Origin of the sequence: Phocaeicola fibrisolvens, assembly GCF_025567125.1 — a bacterium.
In the GTDB taxonomy this organism is placed as follows: Bacteria; Bacteroidota; Bacteroidia; order Bacteroidales; family Bacteroidaceae; genus Phocaeicola; species Phocaeicola fibrisolvens.
Map to the genome: position 1 here is coordinate 1 of NZ_JAOQJI010000058.1, position 19,890 is coordinate 19,890.

General features: G+C 42.6%; 17 protein-coding genes and 1 pseudogene. 8 read left to right on the plus strand and 10 right to left on the minus strand.

The window, feature by feature from the left end; translation table 11 throughout:
• Positions 1-135: 135 nt before the first annotated feature.
• From OCV81_RS15875 to OCV81_RS15900, 6 genes and pseudogenes are all read right to left on the minus strand, one after another.
• Entirely contained in the window at positions 136-411 is a 276-nt protein-coding gene (locus tag OCV81_RS15875) for a putative quinol monooxygenase (RefSeq protein ID WP_022353991.1), read from the minus strand.
• A gap of 176 nt (positions 412-587) precedes the next feature.
• Positions 588-2,435 carry an IS66 family transposase gene (gene tnpC, locus OCV81_RS15880; protein ID WP_148330881.1) on the minus strand — a complete coding sequence of 616 codons (1,848 nt, stop codon included), beginning with the start codon at positions 2,433-2,435 and terminating at the stop codon, positions 588-590.
• A gap of 90 nt (positions 2,436-2,525) precedes the next feature.
• Positions 2,526-2,858 (minus strand): IS66 family insertion sequence element accessory protein TnpB, encoded by a 333-nt coding sequence (tnpB, locus tag OCV81_RS15885; RefSeq protein WP_148330882.1) that lies wholly within the window; start codon positions 2,856-2,858, stop codon positions 2,526-2,528.
• A pseudogene (locus OCV81_RS15890) lies at positions 2,852-3,216 on the minus strand (hypothetical protein). The gene tnpB and the pseudogene OCV81_RS15890 overlap by 7 nt, the downstream one beginning before the upstream one ends.
• A 555-nt stretch (positions 3,217-3,771) precedes the next feature.
• The gene (locus OCV81_RS15895) at positions 3,772-4,437 is read right to left on the minus strand and encodes a hypothetical protein (RefSeq protein ID WP_022354522.1); all 666 of its coding nucleotides are present in this window, start codon (positions 4,435-4,437) and stop codon (positions 3,772-3,774) included.
• Positions 4,438-4,513: 76 nt separating this feature from the next.
• Positions 4,514-5,377 (minus strand): hypothetical protein, encoded by an 864-nt coding sequence (locus OCV81_RS15900; RefSeq protein ID WP_148330883.1) that lies wholly within the window; start codon positions 5,375-5,377, stop codon positions 4,514-4,516.
• A 953-nt stretch (positions 5,378-6,330) separates the two neighbouring features.
• Between OCV81_RS15900 and OCV81_RS15905 the strand changes: the two genes are divergently transcribed.
• The 5 genes from OCV81_RS15905 (at position 6,331) to OCV81_RS15925 (ending at position 11,780) form a co-directional block, all read left to right on the plus strand.
• Positions 6,331-6,522 (plus strand): type II toxin-antitoxin system HicB family antitoxin, encoded by a 192-nt coding sequence (locus OCV81_RS15905; RefSeq protein WP_148330884.1) that lies wholly within the window; start codon positions 6,331-6,333, stop codon positions 6,520-6,522.
• 192 nt (positions 6,523-6,714) lie between these two features.
• On the plus strand, positions 6,715-7,524 hold the full coding sequence (locus OCV81_RS15910) for a UDP-2,3-diacylglucosamine diphosphatase (protein ID WP_022354517.1): 810 nt from the start codon (positions 6,715-6,717) through the stop codon (positions 7,522-7,524).
• Positions 7,521-8,639, plus strand: coding sequence for a glycosyltransferase family protein (locus OCV81_RS15915; RefSeq protein WP_148330885.1), 1,119 nt, complete (start codon positions 7,521-7,523; stop codon positions 8,637-8,639). Before OCV81_RS15910 ends, OCV81_RS15915 begins: the two co-directional genes overlap by 4 nt.
• A gap of 71 nt (positions 8,640-8,710) precedes the next feature.
• Positions 8,711-10,783, plus strand: coding sequence for an RNA degradosome polyphosphate kinase (locus OCV81_RS15920; RefSeq protein ID WP_148330886.1), 2,073 nt, complete (start codon positions 8,711-8,713; stop codon positions 10,781-10,783).
• A gap of 16 nt (positions 10,784-10,799) precedes the next feature.
• Positions 10,800-11,780: a Ppx/GppA phosphatase family protein gene (locus OCV81_RS15925; RefSeq protein WP_148330887.1), complete on the plus strand. Its 981-nt coding sequence runs from the start codon at positions 10,800-10,802 to the stop codon at positions 11,778-11,780.
• Between the two features lie 98 nt (positions 11,781-11,878).
• Here the strand turns inward: OCV81_RS15925 and OCV81_RS15930 are convergent, their stop codons facing one another.
• Positions 11,879-12,385: a flavin reductase family protein gene (locus OCV81_RS15930; RefSeq protein ID WP_148330888.1), complete on the minus strand. Its 507-nt coding sequence runs from the start codon at positions 12,383-12,385 to the stop codon at positions 11,879-11,881.
• A 198-nt stretch (positions 12,386-12,583) separates the two neighbouring features.
• On the opposite strand from OCV81_RS15930, the gene mutS reads away from it, so the two are divergent.
• Both mutS and OCV81_RS15940 read left to right on the plus strand, forming a co-directional pair.
• Positions 12,584-15,172 carry a DNA mismatch repair protein MutS gene (mutS, locus tag OCV81_RS15935; RefSeq protein ID WP_148330893.1) on the plus strand — a complete coding sequence of 863 codons (2,589 nt, stop codon included), beginning with the start codon at positions 12,584-12,586 and terminating at the stop codon, positions 15,170-15,172.
• Between the two features lie 12 nt (positions 15,173-15,184).
• Positions 15,185-15,964: a radical SAM protein gene (locus OCV81_RS15940; RefSeq protein ID WP_148330889.1), complete on the plus strand. Its 780-nt coding sequence runs from the start codon at positions 15,185-15,187 to the stop codon at positions 15,962-15,964.
• Positions 15,965-16,059: 95 nt separating this feature from the next.
• Here OCV81_RS15940 and OCV81_RS15945 read toward each other — a convergent pair whose 3' ends face one another.
• Positions 16,060-16,944, minus strand: coding sequence for an MBL fold metallo-hydrolase (locus OCV81_RS15945; RefSeq protein ID WP_148330890.1), 885 nt, complete (start codon positions 16,942-16,944; stop codon positions 16,060-16,062).
• A 176-nt stretch (positions 16,945-17,120) separates the two neighbouring features.
• A complete protein-coding gene (locus OCV81_RS15950; RefSeq protein WP_262640443.1) occupies positions 17,121-18,473 on the minus strand; it encodes a leucine-rich repeat domain-containing protein in 1,353 nt (450 codons plus the stop codon).
• Positions 18,474-18,955: 482 nt separating this feature from the next.
• Between OCV81_RS15950 and OCV81_RS15955 the strand changes: the two genes are divergently transcribed.
• Entirely contained in the window at positions 18,956-19,258 is a 303-nt protein-coding gene (locus tag OCV81_RS15955; protein ID WP_148330892.1) for a hypothetical protein, read from the plus strand.
• An 83-nt stretch (positions 19,259-19,341) separates the two neighbouring features.
• Here OCV81_RS15955 and OCV81_RS15960 read toward each other — a convergent pair whose 3' ends face one another.
• Positions 19,342-19,758 carry an EamA family transporter gene (locus OCV81_RS15960; RefSeq protein ID WP_022354507.1) on the minus strand — a complete coding sequence of 139 codons (417 nt, stop codon included), beginning with the start codon at positions 19,756-19,758 and terminating at the stop codon, positions 19,342-19,344.
• Positions 19,759-19,890 lie beyond the last annotated feature (132 nt).

Here is a 19,890-nt window from a genome sequence, read left to right on the forward strand (position 1 = left end):
CCAAAAGGCATGGACATAGGAAAAACATAAATCATACTCTATGAAAAATGGCAAAACGATGATTATATAACGAAAAAGAGGATGCATCATTTTGACACATCCTCTTTTTTTGTATGAGGTTCTGTAGAACAGTGCTTAGAACTCAAACTTTTCCAGTTTCATGGCAGCCAGTCCTTGGATTTTAGGAACCAGGGTAGTGAAGTGAGCACTCTGTTCGTGGGCAGTCAGTGAGGCTGCATCCTTCCATGTTTCGCAAATCATCAGGACATCCTTGCGGGTGCTGCTCTGAAACAAATCGTATGCCACACAGCCGTTGTCTTTCAGGGATGCGGCTACCAGTTCTTTTGCTGCAGTGACTACTTGGTCGTAGTTCTTTTCTTCTGCTTGGATAAATACGTTTAGTCTGATCATTGTCTCTTGTTTTTAAGTTTAAAAATTACGGCGTAAAGATACCATAAAAAAGAGGATGTGTCAAAATGATGCATCCTCTTTTTCGTTATATGTAAGTTTCCAATTTTAGGGTAGCCCCTTTTAGACGGGTGCCAGCAGGCACCCGTCTAAAAAAGAGTTCACAAATTTAACGATTATTATTTGCATATTGTCATGGGAAGCAGGTTTTCGTAATCCGTTCTTCCCTTTTTTAATTCTCTGAGCAGCCTGCAGAAGTAATCCCTGAAGGAGACTCCTGCCTGTTTGCAGGTTTCTATAAAGGTATTATAGATTGCGGAGTTCTGTATTCCTTTCACGCTTCCGAAGAACAGACTGTTCTTTCGTTGGACAGTGATTGGTCTTATCGCTCTTTCCGCCGCCATATTGTCTATTGAGTATTCTCCGTCATTTCTGTAGGCGAAGATCTGATTCCAGAAGTTCTTCAGATAGTTAAGGGCCTTGCCCATAAGTTCACTTCGGCTCTCATCCGGATTTGCAAGCAGATCATAAAGCTCTGTCCTTATCTTATCAATGATTTCCGTCGTTTCCTTACTGTTTCTTCTGTGGTAAATCTCGTCTGAAGTGAGTTTTTCCCGGCGGTAAGTCTCTTCCATGCCGTATAACTTTGCTATCAGCTCAAGGAAGATTCTTGCCTGCAGACTTCCCTGGTCGTAGGCATACTTGAACTTAGCTCTTGCATGAGCCAGACAACACAAATGCTCAACATCGATAAGTTCATTGTCAAGATACATATATACGTTGTAACCGTCGCTCTGAAGTGATTTGATTTTTGCATCACCAAGAAACTCCTTCAACACGTTTCTGCTCCTGCCTCCATGTTTCTGTACACCTTCATCATCCGTTGTATCCTCATAAAAGAAGATGACTATACGGGCTTTTCTGTTTACCAGACACCACATATAGGTCTTGCGTTTCTTATTGTAAGCGTGGTAACGAAGCCATGTCTCGTCCACATTCACGTTGGCACCGTCCTGAAGGGCAATCTTCTTGAGAGCAGGTATCAGCTTGTTCAGCTGCATGGCACCTTTGTCGGCCCAGTTCAGAAGGTTCTGCACAGAAGTGTTCCAGTCCATATCCGACAGACGGTTCTTTGCCTCCCTGTATGCTGGTCTTGACATCTGGAAGCGGTTGAACATAAGATACGAGAGCATGTTTGCCGTAATGCTTGTACCCGGTACTATCTCGTCATAAAGGCTTGCCCGGACGTCATCCTTCATAGGAAGGAACATGCTTTCAATCCTGCCGTCGGCATGCTTCACCTTGAGCACCTCAAAATGATGTTCCTCAATATAGCTGACGATGTTTCTAATCTTGCGGTAGCTTGATGATATCACTACAGAACCCTCAGGAAGCATTGTATAATCGGACTTGTGTATTATCGGAGTGCCTACACAATCCTTGTTGTATCTCATTCCTTTTCTATACGGTCTTTCCTTGGGAAGAGGAGTGGCCGGAGTATCCTGCGTGTCGCATGATGCGGCAGAGTCTGACTGTGGAACTTCACCAGCCGGAGCAGTGGGAGTTCCGTCAAAGTCATCCTTGTCGTCATGCTTTCCTTTTACGACCTTTTTGCGGTCAATGCCTTTAAGGCTTTTGGAAGAAGCGTAAGTCTGGTTATTCATAAGTGAAAGACGCTCGACAAGGGCGTTATGCTTTTTCTCAAGCTTTTGGTATTCCTTGTCGCGGAGCTTGCATTCAATGGCAGCCTTCTCTGCCTTGCTGTTTGCCTTAAGCAGGGCATCTGTAAGGGAATCAATCTTACGGTTGGCGTCCTTCAGGTCTTTTCCTATTTCATCAAGTCGTGCTATCATTTCATCAAGCTGCTTGCTCTTGTTCTGATTCTCCTCAAACAGGAACAGGGCGAACCTCTTTATCTGCTCATTATCCATACCTTCAAGGGGTGTATGCTCCTTTTCAGGCCTGTTCATCATCTCTTCAAGATGCTTCTGTCTGAGTATGTGTTCTATAAGTTCCTCTGTTTCCATGTTCTCTAAATTTTATGTAAAGATACTCATTTTCAGTGAGATACGCAAATATTTAGAGAACTTTTATTGCTGATATTCAGAGTTATATCATTAAATTCTTATGCTCGTTATTACCGGAGTTTCAAGTATCGTGACCAGGTCTTTCCAGTCTATCTTATACACTGTCACATCGTCCTTACGCTCTATTTTCATGAACTTATAACCCTTAATGAAGGACTTCTCATGAAGGTAGTAGGCATTCCGCTCATAGTGTATCATACGAACCTTACGCTGGTCTTTCGACATAAACATGTAAACGTCTCCGTTCAGCGGATCTCGGTGATACCTGCCGCGGATTATCTCGCATATACGCTGAGCCTTGCATCTCATATCGTGAAGTTCAGGAAGATAATAGAAGTTATGCAGTCCGTTAATACTTAGCATAAGCCCTCCAGTTTCTCCACCAGTGTTTTCAGCCCCTGATAGTCTAAGCCTTTCTTCTGTATGCACAAACCCTCACGGGTTCTAATCGTTACCATGATGCTCCCTTTATGGGGAGATGTACGTTTAGGCTTGCCTTTAGAGTAACATCCTGTTCTTCATTGCCTGCCTGGATCAACTCTTCAGGAATACCTTCCACTTCTACAGGTACAACTTTCTTCTGTGTCTTCTTGAACCAGTCATAGAATGCCGTGTAAGGAATGTTGTTGCTAATACAGAATGAGTTGATGGAAACTCCTTTGGGTTCGCCCTCGGTCTTGTAGAGGAACCACAGTCTTTCAAAATCTTTTTCGCTAAACATAATCTTTCGAGTTTTAAGTTTAGCACGAAGGTAAAGGAAAGGGACATACTAGTCAATACGCCAATTTTGGAAGCTTACCTATAAATGGACTTATATTGGTAATCTGACTCTAACAGATGTAGTTATGGATTGTCAAGTAGCTAATTCAAATAAAAATAAATTGAGTTAAAAGGTGGATTCCTGAGACAACAAAAGAAAAAATAATAATCATTTACAAAAACTTTACAGAATTGAATGTGCTACCGATTTAGCACTAGCTTCAAAATAACTTGTGATAGTGGAAACTACAAAAACTTTGCCCAAGATAAGAATCAAAACTTTGCATCGCTAATGTGCTTGAACTTATTGCGGACCTTGAACCTTGTCATCAAACATCTGTTCCCTTATTGTATCACAAAGCACTATAAATCTCCACGACTTTCAATAAAGAACATGGTGATAACCGTATAAATATTACAGCCTAATAATTTAAACTTTTATCACTATGTTCTTATTTTCTTTAATATCACTAGTAATTCTTACTTTTATACATTTTCTATCTTAATATTTTTTTAATTATAAATGAACTGAAATTCCAATCTGAGGTATAACCATTAGCATATTAAGCTTAGAACGTTTATCAAATGTTTCAACACTATATTCATTATCTTTATGAATATCTTTAAAATGATAATATTCACCCGAGATTGAGATCTTAACTCCCCAATTAACATTAAACTTATATTCAAGACCTAAATTTAGATTAATGCCAAGTCCTGAGCATGGCGCAGAATAGTTTTGAGACGCATTAATAATACCATCACTAAGATAATGAGCATATCCTATTCCTAAGTCAATATTACTTACCATCCCTTTAAATAGAAAGTCTTCATCTATATTTGAAAATTGAGGAGCTACATATAATATTCGAGTTTTTTCATCTATAGATAACCCTTGGTTTTCTATATAAGGTAGATTATGCATATAATGTTTAAAAGTAAAACCATAACCTATACATTTGTTATAATGTATCAAGTCAACTCCATATTGAAAACCACAACTACTTTCGTCAAGATTACTATACCAAGAAGACTCGCCAGTACCTACTCTATTAGGAAAAGCAGAACCAGCATTAACCCTAATTACCCAATCATTTTGAGGGATAATTTCTTCTTCAAAATCATTTGCATAAATCGGGATGAAGCATAGTAAAAATAATATGTAAATAAAACACCTTTTCATAATAGTAAATATTTAAATTATTTATACAGTGTAAGTAAAAATGAAAGAACTTACACTGTATGTTAAATAGGAAATATTATCTTTCTTTCCAAAGTAATCTGCTATTTCCACAGATTGAAATAGCTGCTTTTAATTCCTTGGCATTTGAAAAACCCATTCCATCTATTTGTGATAATATTATATTTGTATATGAAACAATCTGAGAATTATCTGATAAATTTACTATATTTTCTGCATAAGAATCCAAAACATTAACTATAGAATAATAGGATGTATTAATTAGCGAGTTCTTTACAAATGATTCAAAAGATAAATAAGACTGATTTATAGAATTAATTAAAACATTAAATTCCAATGTTGATATAGAAGATGAATACCCCATTCCCTTCAAAGATGAAATAGAACTGGTAACAATTGTAGAATTAGACTTTGAAAAAAGTTGGGGGTCACTCCTATACATATTATAAATCCCCAGATTATGATCTGAACCAATCTTATAAAAGTCTTGACTGGTAGGGAAAACGGCCCATTGACTATTCAATATCCAATCATTTGTGGTTAAACCATTATCATTAGAAAATTGAACAGCGGCAATAATAGAGCATGCTACAGCAGGAACTAAACTACCCTTAAATCCACCACCACGCGTAATTCCCCATAAATATCCATAAGCATCACACTTGATAACATCACGTAACCATCTAAAAAAGCCTCTCAAACTTCGTGTTTCAGCCACTTGGGAATAAGATGGAAATTGCATCACAGACTCATTCATAAACAAGATTAATTCAGAAACTTTCTCATCATTCCCTAAATCAATAACAGCTTCATTTTTAACACTCTGTTCTTCTAATAAACTATCAGAAGAACAAGAAACTAAAGTAAAACCAATAAAACCTGCAAATACTGCAACTTTTAAAAATAGCATAATTTTTTTCATAAGAAAATATTTCTTAGCTAACACCATAAATATACATAATAAATTATAATAAGAAGAAATAAATCTGAATAATTAATCTACTTTAATATGCTGGCTTATAAAATAATTATATTTAATATGAATAAGGACAAATAATATGTTAAAATCACATATCTGGAACATTATCAAGTTTTCATTCCACTTGTTCGAGTCCTTTCACTATATTTTTACAAGCATCTAATGACAGTTTTCATCCTTTACAGCAAAGCCATTTATAGTTTTTATCTTCCACCCCTTCAAAGAGATTTTCACCTCCCATCATTATTTGTGGTAATAATATAGTCAAAACTTCACACATAATGTAATCGCAAATTTTCCGTACATCAGATGACGATACACACCTTATGTAAAACTTATCTTTGTAAAACTTCCTTCATTCTTCTACAATTATCTTTTTTATGTGCAACTATAATTTTTTCTTCCTGTTTATATTCAATCCCCCCTTTTCTACAACATGTGTATCTACCCAATTCTATTTCAGCTTTCTTTTTGTCTGATACGAAGGAGTTGTTCATTTTTTACTGCAAAGTTTGATTGTCTTAGCTCTACATAATCAAGGAACATTTCATTTGCTGTGTAAAATCTTCCTCTATGGCTCTAGAGAGTATTTGATTTTATTATCCAGAAAAAGGCTTTCTGCAAGAGAATATGCTAAAAACACAAGGCCTCCTTCTCTGAAACACTTGTCCCCTTTTTAGGTTTTCCTTCCCCGAAACATAAGTTTCCCTTATCGGAAACATACGTTTCCCAACTGCAAGACGTACGTTTTCCCAAACGAAACCCTAAAAATTTCACGGATGCAACAAAAAGATTGTCCAAGCGGTTTGTTTTCTTCATGCAAACGTCACCTCCTGGCAATCATTCTGTAACATAGAAAACCGACCTTTGGGCAGACTTTTAAAAAGGAGGTTAAAATGGAAACTAATGGAAGCAAATATGTAGTGGAATGTACTCCAGACGGAAAATATTATGCTTATCTGTCCAATCACGAGCAATGCTTTGCCTACGGCGAGACGGAAGAAGAAGCGCTGGAGAACCTGGAAGACGCTGCAGAAGAATTTTATGGTGAAATCAATTCTATTTTCTATATCGAAGACATAGCCTGATACTATTTGAACACATTGTAAAAATAAATTGCCGATATTTAGTCATTTCTCAAAGCCATTTCCGCGGGATGCCGAAATGGCTTTTCTCTTTCCCTTCCCCGCCTGTGGATGAAACAGGTTATTCACCTGACAGTCACACGCTTGTAATATGCTTTCTCTTCCTTTGTGAAGCGTTAAGAAAAACATATATCTATGGAAGATAGACCTTATTACCGAACCATCGTGGTTTCGGATATCCACCTGGGAACCACCCATTCAAAGGTGGATCAAATCAGCGATTTTCTGAGCAGAGTCGATTGCGGACGGCTGATTCTGAACGGTGACATCATCGACGGATGGCACTTGCAGAAATCGGGTATCAGCAAATGGAAGCCGGCACATACGCATTTCTTCAAAATTATCATGAAGATGATGGAAAAGCATGGTACGGAAATCATTTACATCCGCGGAAACCATGATGACTTTCTGGACAACCTTGCCCCGCTGCAATTTGCCAATCTGACCATCACGAAAGATTATATACTGGAAAGCAACGGCAAGCATTATTTCGTGACGCACGGCGATGTGTTCGACAAGGTGACCACCCAGATGAAATGGCTGGCCAAACTCGGCGACATGGGCTATACGCTGCTGCTGTGGCTCAACAGTCAGTACAACCGCTACCGGGTGAAAAAAGGTAAACCTTACTTCTCGCTCTCGCAGGCCATCAAGCAGAAAGTGAAATCGGCCGTGTCTTATATTTCCGACTTTGAAAACGTGCTGGTGGATTTCGCCCGCAGCCGCCAATGTGAAGGAGTGATTTGCGGCCACATCCATCATCCGGAAAACCGCATGATCAATCACATCCATTACCTGAATTCGGGCGACTGGGTGGAAACGATGTCGGCCTTGACGGAAGATGAAAACGGGGTGTGGAAAGTGGTGTACTACACCGAACTGGCACAGCAAGCCGACAGGGAAAAAGAAAATAATGTCATACCTTTCATACCGATTGCCTCATGAGAGTGTTGTTTATTGTACAAGGAGAAGGACGCGGCCATCTCACACAGGCCATATCCATGGAGAAGTTGCTCCGAAGCAACGGACACGAAGTGGTGGAAGTGCTCGTAGGAAAAAGTGAATCCAGAAGACTCCCCGGTTTTTTCAGCCGGAACATCCAGGCACCCATCAAACAGTTCATCAGCCCGAATTTCCTGCCCACACACGCCAACAAACGGGTGAACCTGACCAGAAGTGTGCTATATAATCTCCTGAAACTTCCTGAATATGCGGAAAGTATCTCTTTCATTCATCAACAAATCAAGGAAACAGAGGCCGACCTGGTCCTCAATTTCTATGAACTGCTCACCGGACTGACTTATCTCTTCTTCCGCCCGTCGGTGCCTCAAATCTGTATCGGACATCAGTATCTGTTCCTGCACCCGCAGTTCAAATTACCCAAGAAAAACAGAGGAAGTTTATTTATGCTCAACTTCTTCACCCGGCTGACGGCACTGGGAGCTTCGCAGAAACTGGCCCTCTCCTTCCGGGCCATGCCACAAGACAAACATCAGCATATCAGTGTGGTGCCTCCCCTGTTGCGTCAGGACGTGCTGCAACAAGAAAGCCAGCCGGGCGATTACATCCACGGCTACATGTTGAATGCCGGATTCTCGGAAAACATTCTCCAATGGCATCAGAAGCATCCGGAGGTACCCTTGCGTTTCTTCTGGGACCACTGGGAAGAAGAGCCGGTGAAAAAAGTCGATGACACCCTCTCCTTCTACCAGCTCGACGACACAGAATTCCTGCGTCAGATGGCGGGATGCAAGGCCTATGCCAGCACGGCCGGATTTGAATCCGTGTGCGAAGCCATGTACCTCGGAAAACCTATCCTGATGGTACCAGCTCATATCGAACAGGAATGTAACGCCCTTGATGCACTGCAGAACGGCGCCGGCATCATCGACCGGAATTTCAACCTGAGCAACCTGTTGCGCTTCGCACAGACCTATAAACCCAACCGACTGTTCGGCGAATGGGTAAGGTCGGCCGAATACATCATACTGAATGAAATAGAGCGTTTTGCACCGCAAAATACCCTGCAAGGCATGTACATGGTAGAGGAGTTTGTGTAAAAAATTCTAAAAAATCGTTTTGAAATCATCTTGTAACATAAAATCCTTTTCTTTGCAAAAAAAGTGATTTTATGGTAACAAGAAATAGAAAAAAAGAAAAGCCTTATTTGGAAAGAGACATCAGCTGGATGTACTTTAACCGCAGGATTCTGCAAGAAGCAACCCGTAGTCATGTGCCCTTGCTGGAACGGATGGCATTTCTTGGCATCTATTCCAACAACCTGGATGAGTTTTTCCGGGTAAGAGTGGCTTCTCAGAACCGTATTGCCGAGTGCATGGATAAATCGGCTGTCAAAGAGCGGGAGAAAGCCAAAAAACTGCTTAAACAGATTGGAAAACTGAATGCACGCTATGTAAAAGACTATGAAGAGGCGGTAAGCACGGTTACGCAGGAACTGAAAAAGGAAAATATCTATCTGGTATCCGATTCGGAAGTCACTCCCGAACAGCTGCAGTTTATCCAGTCTTTCTACAAAGAGAAACTGAACGGGTTCATCGTGCCGGTATGGTTCTCGGCCATCAAGCTGCTAGACTGTGAAAACGACGAAAACATTTACCTGGCTGTGAAGGTGAGCAAAAATGGCAGCAAACCCTCCCCGGACTATGCCTTTCTGGAACTTCCGGTCAATATCTGCGGTCGTTTCGTACAGCTGCCCGACCATGATAATAAGAGTTACCTGATGTATCTGGACGATGTCATCCGCTGCTGCCTCCCGTTGGTTTTCGAAGGACTGGGTTACGACAAGTTTGAAGCTTATGCCTTCAAGTTTACCCGCGATGCGGAAATGGAAATCGACAACGACCTGCGTACGGGTACCCTTCAGAAAATCTCCAAAGGGGTAAAGAGCCGCAAAAGAGGCGAACCGCTCCGTGTGATTTACGATAATCACATGCCGAAGGACCTGTTGAAAAGGGTGTTGAAAAAACTCGACCTCGACAGCCTGGATACGGTGATTGAAAGCGGACGCTATCAGAACCACAAGGATTTGATGAAATTCCCCGACTGTGGACACAGCAACCTGAAATATCCGAAATGGCCGCCTATCCTGAAGAAGGAACTCGACGGTCCGGAAAGCCTGTTGAAAAAAATCCAGCAGAAAGACCGTTTCATCCACGTGCCTTACCATAGCTTCGACTCGTTTATCCGGGTGCTGCAGGAAGCAGCCGTGAGCAAACAGGTCACAAGCATCAAAATCACACTCTACCGTCTGGCCAAGGAATCGAAGGTGGTAAAAGCACTTATCGGGGCAGCCCGTAACGGCAAGAAGGTGACCGTGGTCATCGAACTGCTGGCCCGCTTTGACGAGGCTTCCAACATCAACTGGTCGAAGAAGATGCAGGATGCAGGCATCAAAGTGATTTTCGGGGTGGAAGGCCTGAAGGTACACTCCAAGATTACGCACATCGGCATGAAAACCGGGCCGGATATCGCTTGCATCAGCACGGGTAACTTCCACGAAGGAAATGCCCGGATGTACACCGACTGTATGTTGATGACGGCTTACCCGAAACTGGTAAAGGATGTCAATCAGGTATTCGAGTTCATCGAACGTCCTTACACACCAATCCGGTTCAAGGAGCTTCTTGTTTCGCCCAACGAAATGAAGAACAAGTTCATCACCCTCATCAACAACGAAATCAAGAACAAGAAAGCGGGAAAACCTGCGTACATCAAGATAAAAATCAACCACATCACCGACCCGATTATGGTCAACAAACTGTATGAGGCTTCCGAAGCGGGTGTGGACATCGACCTGGTAGTACGTGGCAACTGTTCCCTGATAACCGATATTCCGGACCTCAGTACACACATCCGGATTCACGGTATCATCGACCGCTACCTGGAACATTCGCGTATCTTCATCTTCGCCAACGGAGGAGAAGAGAAAATATTCCTAGGTTCCGCCGACTGGATGCCGCGTAACCTCGACCACCGTATCGAAGTGATTACGCCAGTATATGACCCGGCCATCAAGGGCGAAATGAAACGGATTGTGGAATATGGATTGAAAGATACGTTGCAGGGGCGTGTGGTAGACGGGCTGGGCGACAACCAGTTCTGGAGCGAAGAAGGACAGGAAACTCCTTTCCGTTCACAGGAGGCACTCTACAACTATTATCTGGCCGAAAATTCCGAAGAATAACTTAAATACTATTATTATGGACAATCTCATAAAAAATTGTGAAACTTATTATGGAGCCATTGATATCGGTTCCAATGCGGTGAGATTACTCATCAAGTGTGTAGAGGAAGACGAGCAGGGCAAGGCTTTCTTCTCGAAAGTACTCCTGCTTCGTGTCCCCCTTCGTCTGGGATTCGATGTGTTTGCCATGGGCAAGATTGCCGAGAAAAAGGAAAAGAACATGCTGCGCCTGATGAAGGTGTTCCGCCATCTGATGAAAATCTACGACGTGGAAGACTACCGGGCCTGCGCTACTTCTGCCATGCGGGATGCCAAGAACGGAAAGGCTATCATCAAACGGATTGAAAAGAAGACGGGTATCCGTATCGAAATCATCGACGGACAGGAAGAGGCCCGGATGATTTACAACAACCACATTGAATGTATGGAAGACCGGAATGGAAACTACATGTATGTGGATGTAGGGGGTGGCAGTACGGAAATCAACTTGCTTTCACAGGGCACACTGGTGTGCAGCCGCTCGTACAACATCGGTACGGTCCGTATCCTGAACAATGCCGTGAAAGATACGGAATGGGAACGGTTGAAGACCGACATGCAGGAACTGGCTGCTTCCTATCCCGGCACGAACATCATCGGTTCGGGTGGAAACATCAACAAACTGTACCGCCTGGCAGAAAAAAAAGACAAGAAGAAACAAAGAATCACCGTAGAAGTGTTGCATAAGCTACATGATGAATTGAAAAGTTTGTCCGTAGAGGAACGCATGGAGAAATACCAGCTGAAACCCGACCGGGCAGATGTCATCGTACCGGCAGGAGATATTTTCCTGACCATTGCCGACATCATTCATGCTACTTATATCTATGTGCCTGTCATCGGTCTGGCCGACGGTATCATCGACGGTTTATATGCTAGTCACCTGGAAGAAGCACAACCACTCGCAAAGAAGGTAATTGAAAAGCAAACAGACACTCCAAAAGAAGTGAATAAATAACGTACATAACGACGGATTATGGAAACGGCCCTGCAGGTAATCCACCTGTAGGGCCGCTTTGTTATACACCGGTTTATCCACAACCTGTGAACAACCTGTTATTCCACCAAAACATTCTGTATTTCAAGAATATACATCTTATGAAATCCTCCATGTCCTTCTCCGTACCAACGGCTTATCAACAACTTATCCACAAAGTTATCAGCATCTATAAAATCGGCGTACAGCTTCTTGCACTCCAATATCAAGCGAGCCTGTTCATAAGCAATGTTCCCATTTTCCGTCACATACGGTTTCAAGCCGGAAGCAGCTACTTTATCAATATCCCTACCCGATTGGCTTCCACATATCTTATGTATGTCCCGATGTGCTTCTCCCAGGAAAGACAAGGTCAAAGTATCGCCCTTTTCAATGAACTCGTAAGTATAACGTTCGGGACGGATAAAAATAAACGCCACCGGTTTTCCCCACAGGATACCGGTACCTCCCCAGCTGGCCGTCATCATGTTAAACTTTTCAGGCGTTCCGGCAGTCACCAGCATCCACTCCTTGCCAATGGCATCAAACATATTGTCCTTCAATTCGGACACACTTATTTTCTTCATAATCTCTTTACTTTAAATTTCCACAAAGCTAAGGAAATTCTGGTTCCCGTTTTTCGTTTTTTAAACCGAATTTAAATAGCATCCTAAAAAATATCTTTTTTCATTTCGGGCTTTTAAAGTATCTTTGCAGGAAATATCATGAACTAAAAAAGAAAGGACTGAACCGTGGCAAAAGATACAGAGGTGGTATTGACCCCGATGATGAAACAATATTTTGATTTAAAAGCCAAACACCCGGATGCTATCATGCTCTTCCGGTGTGGAGACTTTTATGAAACTTATTCCGAAGATGCCGTGGCAGCAGCCGAAATTCTGGGAATCACTTTAACAAAACGTGCCAACGGACAAAGCAAGACAGTAGAAATGGCTGGATTTCCTCACCATGCCCTCGATACGTACTTGTCCAAGCTGATTCGTGCCGGACGAAGAGTAGCCATCTGCGACCAGCTGGAAGACCCGAAAACCACGAAAAAACTCGTCAAACGTGGAATTACGGAACTGGTGACTCCCGGTGTGGCCATCAACGACAATGTGTTGTCGTACAAAGAAAACAACTTCCTGGCTGCCGTGTATTTCGGCAAAACAGCCTGCGGTATTTCCTTTCTCGACATATCCACCGGTGAATTCCTCACTTCCGAAGGGCCTACCGATTATATTGACAAACTTCTGAACAACTTCGCACCGAAAGAGGTGCTTTTCGAACGGGGTAAAAAGCCCATGTTCGAAGGAAACTTTGGCAATAAGTTCTTCACGTTCGAACTGGAGGACTGGGTGTTCAATGAAACTTCTGCCCGGGAAAAGTTACTGAAGCACTTCGAAACCAAGAACCTCAAAGGTTTCGGAGTGGAAAATCTACACAATGGTATCATTGCTTCCGGAGCCATTCTTCAGTACCTCGACATGACCCAGCATTACCAGATTGGACACATCACGTCACTCTCCCGTATCGAAGAAGACCGCTACGTGCGACTGGATAAATTCACCGTACGCAGTCTAGAACTGATTGACAGCATGAACGAAGGGGGTACTTCCCTGCTGGACATCATCGACCATACCATCAGCCCGATGGGAGCCAGAATGCTGAAACGCTGGATTGTCTTCCCTCTAAAAGATATCAAACCCATCAATGAACGGCTGGATGTGGTGGAATTCTTTTTTAAGGAACCGGATTTCAAGGATTTCATCGAAGAGAAACTGCATCTGATAGGCGATTTGGAAAGACTCAGTTCGAAAGCAGCCGTAGGACGTATCTCACCTCGTGAGGTGGTACAGCTGAAAATAGCTCTTCAGGCCATCGAACCAATTAAAAATGCGTGCCTGAACGCCGATAATCCCAGTCTGCGCCGCATTGGCGAGCAACTGAATCTCTGTGCTTCCATCCGCGACAAGATTGCCAAGGAAATTACCAACGACCCTCCCCTGCTGGTCAACAAAGGCGGAGTGATTGCCGACGGTGTCAATGCGGAACTGGATGAACTGCGCAAGATTGCATACTCCGGCAAAGACTACCTCTTGCAAATCCAGCAACGGGAAAGTGAACTGACGGGCATTCCGAGTCTGAAAATCGCTTACAACAACGTATTCGGCTACTATATCGAAGTACGCAATACGCACAAGGACAAAGTACCGGCCGAATGGATACGCAAGCAGACCCTGGTCAATGCGGAACGTTACATCACGCAGGAACTGAAAGAATATGAAGAAAAGATTTTAGGAGCGGAAGACAAGATTCTGATTCTGGAAACCCGATTATATAACGAACTGGTCACTGACTTGGCCGAATTTATCCCGGCCATCCAAATCAATGCCACACAGATAGCCCGGCTGGACTGTCTGCTGTCGTTTGCCAACGTGGCCCGTGCCAATAAGTACATTCGCCCGAATGTGGTGGATGACGATGTACTCGATATCCGTCAGGGACGCCATCCGGTGATTGAAAAACAGCTTCCTCCGGGAGAAAAATACATTGCCAACGATGTGTATCTCGACACGGAAGAGCAGCAGATTATCATCATTACGGGACCGAACATGGCCGGTAAGTCTGCCCTGCTCCGCCAGACAGCCCTGATTACCCTCATGGCACAAATCGGTTGTTTCGTACCTGCCGAGAGTGCCCACATCGGACTGGTGGACAAGATTTTCACCCGTGTGGGAGCCAGCGACAACATTTCCGTGGGCGAATCTACTTTCATGGTCGAGATGAACGAGGCAGCCAATATCCTGAACAACATCTCCCCGCGAAGTCTGGTACTTTTCGACGAACTGGGTAGAGGAACTTCCACCTACGACGGTATTTCCATTGCCTGGGCCATTGTGGAACACATCCATGAGCATAAGAAAGCCCGGGCTCGTACGTTGTTTGCCACCCACTACCACGAACTGAATGATATGGAAGGACAGTTCAAGCGCATCAAGAACTACAACGTATCGGTCAAGGAAGTGGACAATAAGGTGATTTTCCTCCGCAAACTGGAACGCGGCGGAAGTGCACACTCCTTCGGTATCCATGTGGCCAAAATGGCAGGTATGCCGAAATCCATTGTGAAACGTGCCGATGAAATCCTGCATCAGCTGGAAGCAGAAAACCGCCAGGAAGGAATTTCCGCAAAGCCACAACCGGCCAAACAGGCTTCTTCCGACGGAATACAGTTGAGTTTCTTCCAACTGGATGACCCTGTGCTTTGCCAGATTCGCGATGAGATTCTGAACCTGGACGTGAACAACCTCACCCCACTGGAGGCACTGAACAAACTGAATGACATCAAAAAAATAGTAAAAGGAAGATAAACCGTCACGCCTATGTCAACTATTATTTATCCGGCCCCTATCTTCGGCCCTATCCACAGCCGCCGTCTGGGCGTATCGCTTGGTATTAACCTGCTTCCCGCCGACGGCAAATTCTGTACGTTCGACTGCATTTATTGTGAATGCGGATACAACAAGGACTTTCGTCCGAGACAGAAAGTACAAACCCGTGAAGCCGTACGTGAAGCACTCGAAAAACGCCTGGCTGAAATGAAGGAAAACGGTCCGTTTCCTGATGTACTGACCTTTGCCGGCAATGGAGAACCGACAGCCAATCCGTATTTCCCGGAAATCATTGACGACACCTTGGCTTTGCGCGACAAGTATTTTCCCAATGCCAAAGTCAGTGTATTGAGCAACTCTACTTTTATCCACCATCCAAAGGTCTTTGCTGCCCTGAACAAAGTAGACAACAACATTCTGAAACTGGATACGGTAGACCCGGACTATATACAGACCGTCGACCGACCGACCGGAAACTATCAGGTGGAAGATATCATTGAAGGTCTGAAGGCTTTCCACGGCAATCTGATTATCCAGACGATTTTCCTGAAAGGTACTACCGACGAAGGTAAAGATGTGGACAATACCACCGACAAATATGTACTGCCTTGGCTGGAAGCCATCAAGCAGATTCGTCCCCGTCAGGTGATGGTCTATACCATCGACCGGGAAACCCCCGACCGGAAACTCCAGAAAGCCACTCACGAGGAACTGGACCGCATTGTCCGGCTGGTAAAAGAAGTCGGTATCGAAGCCAGTGCTTCTTATTGAAAAAGTACATCTCACCCAAAAAATAACAGCGTGTACGCCTGCTTGAAAAGCATTTGTACACGCTGTCTGTTTATTCATCTATACGTCCTTTTTTCTCACTTCATAAAAGCCGGCACCGGCAGGTGCATGCCCGCCATTGTCAGCCCGTTCTCCCGGGCATATTGCAAGTAATACTTACGGCTCTTTACGGCTCCTTTCTTGTCCATGTCATACTGTGCACAGATTTCCGGATGTGCCAGCTGCAAGGCTGCTCCATGGAACAAATCTCCTATTACCAACAGTTTTCCCACTTGGAACACCGTGTGTCCGGGCGTATGTCCCACCGCATTCATGGCCATTACATTTTCTGGGAGCGTATCCCCGAAAACAAAGAGATGCAAACGGTCCTTGTAAGCCTTCATGGTTTTCTCTACCTGTGCTTTCTGGTCGGCCGGCATCTTCATCCATGCATCGTATTCCAGTTGGGAAGCATACACTTCCGCACGCGGAAAGACCACACTGTCGTTTTTCATCATGCCCCCGATGTGATCTCCATGAAAATGGGTTATGAACAAGTAGTTGATATCTTCCGGATGGATGTGCAAAGCTTTCAAACCATCGAGCAACCGGCTATCGGGCGCCCCCATTCCGGTATCGAAAAGCATGCGCACGCCATCCTTTTCAACCAAGAACGTACTGATAGAAGCCGATATCCCGTTCTGTAACGATAGACTGTCTATCTGTACGTCACTGGCATCCGGAAACAAAGTGCGCGGCATCAGACGCGCCTTGGCATTGTCGCGAATCCAAGTCACTTTCATCCCGTCCAGTGTCAATGTAGCCAACATGCTGTCTTTCTGCATCTGAACCTCGCCGTATGCCACTTTTGTACTGTCTGTATTCATTTCCTTTTCTGCTTTTTGTTTGGATTGTCCGCCGCAACCTACAAACCACATTGCCGCAATCATTACTGCGACATAACTCCACTTACTCTTTTTCATTGTTATCTCATTTTTACGTACAATAAATATCTTCGGCTTTTCCACAAAAATATATATTTGCAAAAAATAATGAAAGACTTGATAGCCGTAAAAACACTATAACGAAAAAAACAACAGCGCATACACTTTCCTGCAAAGGTAGTCTGTACACGCTGTTTCCTTATATATAACTGATGTTAGGGGGTTTCTATAATAATGGATTGATAATCCTGATATTTTGCTTTATAAAGGCTCAATTTGCCCTTAGGAACCATTATTTCCGTAATACTTTCCAAGAAAGGCAGCGAATAATTTCCAATTTCAGGGACCTCATCACCTTCAAATCTAATTCTGTCTAATTTATAATTTGTCCTTAATCCGTAATCTTTGATTCTCCTAACATATTTTGGAAGGATTATCTCTTTCAGCTTAGAACATTCCATAAACACTCCTTCCTGCAATTCAGAAATACTTTGAGGAAGAATAATCTTCGTCAAAGACTCACACCCCTCAAAAGCCGAACTTTCCAGAATACCTCCAGCTACTGTCACCTGCCCTACATAATTCACTTCCTCCAGGTGAGTACAAGCATAAAAAGCTCTATAACCTATTTTTCGGAGATTATTGGGAAGAGTAATCGTCTTCAAAGTTGCGATTTCTCTAAAAGCCTCATTACCGATTTCCTGCAATTCTTCAGGAAATATTACATTTACTAATTGAGTATTCAAAAAAGCCTGAGGAGCTATTTTTTTCAAGGAAGCAGGAAAAGTCACCTTCTTCAATCCTGTATCACGGAACGCACTGGAACCTATTTCCTCTAAATTAACTTTAGAAAGATTTATTTCGGTCAATGCAGAACAATCTTCAAAAGCATGTTCTCCAATTCTTTTCAATGAAGAAGGAAATGTGACAGAAGTCAATTTCTGACTCTTGGCAAAGGCTTGCAGTCCGATGGATTCTAACCCTTCATTCAACACCAAAGATTCAATCTTTGACTCCCCAAAAGCTCCTGGAGCAATACTTTTTACACTTGCCGGCAATACAAGACGAGTCAAAGAAGGGTCTTTCAGCCCCTTCAATACTCCATCCTCAAGAACCAACTTACTTTCATCTGTAGAAAGTCCAGGGTTTTCTGCTATATTTTTACGATCGATTTCAATTCTAAAAGAATGCTTCTTCCCTGCAGTGATAGTACCTCCTCTGCTCCACCAATTATAATTACCTGCATCAATTGCATCAAGAACCACAAACATGAATTCTCTGGAACTTACCCCTGAAAACCACTTTTTGTTTTCCAATATGAAACTTACCTTACCGCTCTTGTCTGTTGTAAGTTCGCATAATGCTTTGGTCGTATGATTTTCCTTAAAAGCCTCATAAGTGGCTTCATCATACATTCTGACAACCTGATTCTCCAGAAGCTCTCCTTTTGAAGTGCATACGGTAATTTCTACTATAGAAGAATCGCTATTCACAGAGGGATTCTCTTTCTTGCATCCTCCAAAAAGCAGGCACATTCCTAATAAAATAAAGGATAAAAATTTAAACATGTCCATTGGGTTATATAAAATTCATAACTAAAAATTCTATCAAATGATGAAGGCGCACTCTCTCTTCTCTAAAAAAGACAATGATTTTTTTCATCTTCCAGCAGATCAAACTCTGCCTTAACAAGGGATTACAAAAATACAACAAGTAATGAATATATATAGAAAAAATATACGATTTGTAGAAATTTTTATGATTTGTTTCGATATTCCTTCAAAGTTGTCTTTTCTCCCAACAACTAACTTTGAAGAAATGAAATTATTTGTTTGAATGCTGAATCAAAATTCTATTTTTTTGGGTAATTGTACAAAACTTCCACATCAAAATGGGAATAAATTACCCATTTTAATATAATACCACCCCGACAAGAAAATCCTAAATAACTGGTAATCTGAAATTTGAAAAAATCCTTTCACTTTGGCATCCCATTTGGACTACAGTCAGTGTAAAACTTATTTACTAACCATTTTAAATTAAAAGCAATATGAAAAAGTTATTTGTAGCAGTAGCATTGGTAATGGGATTAGGAACTTCAGTAGTATTTGCTGAAAACTTTCACACAAACGTAGACAGCGTAGCCCTTATCAACGAATTCAAACCAATTGACGTAAAAGATCTTCCGCAGGCCGTACAGGATGCCATTGCAAAAGGCTATGCAGAATGGACTCTCAAAGAAGCATACATGGAAGAAACAGACGGAGTGAAAACCTACAAGGTAGTATTAGTCGACCAGGAAGAAAACACCGCTACTCTGGTATACAATGAAAAAGGCGAAGTACTCGAATAAGCAACCTGAATAAGCATTAACTGTATTTTGAGTTCTGAAGGATACCTGTTGTGGTGAATCACCAGGTATCCTTTTTTATATCCTTACTTCCACAACATCACCATGCTGCCGCAAGTAATCAGTATGGCTCCGACAATAACTCGAAGACTGACAGGCTCTCTCAAAAACAGAAAAGACAGACAAATTGTAATCACTACGCTAAGTTTGTCAATAGGGGCTACACGCGACACATCTCCTGCCTGCAAAGCCTTAAAATAAAACAACCATGACAATCCGGTAGCTGCACCAGATAAAATCAGAAACAACCAGGTATGCGCATCTACCTCTTTCACATTTGCAGCTTGCCGCTCCGAAAAGACAATTCCCCACGTAATAAGTAGAATGATGCTGGTACGAATAGCTGTGGCCAAATCAGAGTTAATGTTCTTTACTCCTATTTTCGCAAAAATAGCTGTCAATGCAGCAAAAAAGGCCGACAATAAAGCATAATATTTCCACATAACTCTTTTTTTAATTCCGAAAAACTCAAAAACAAAGAGGGTGTGTCAAAATGCATACCCTCTTTTTTTATGACAACGCCCCGACTTTCCCAAGCCGAGGCATTGTTATTACCTAAAGATTTTGTATCTTTA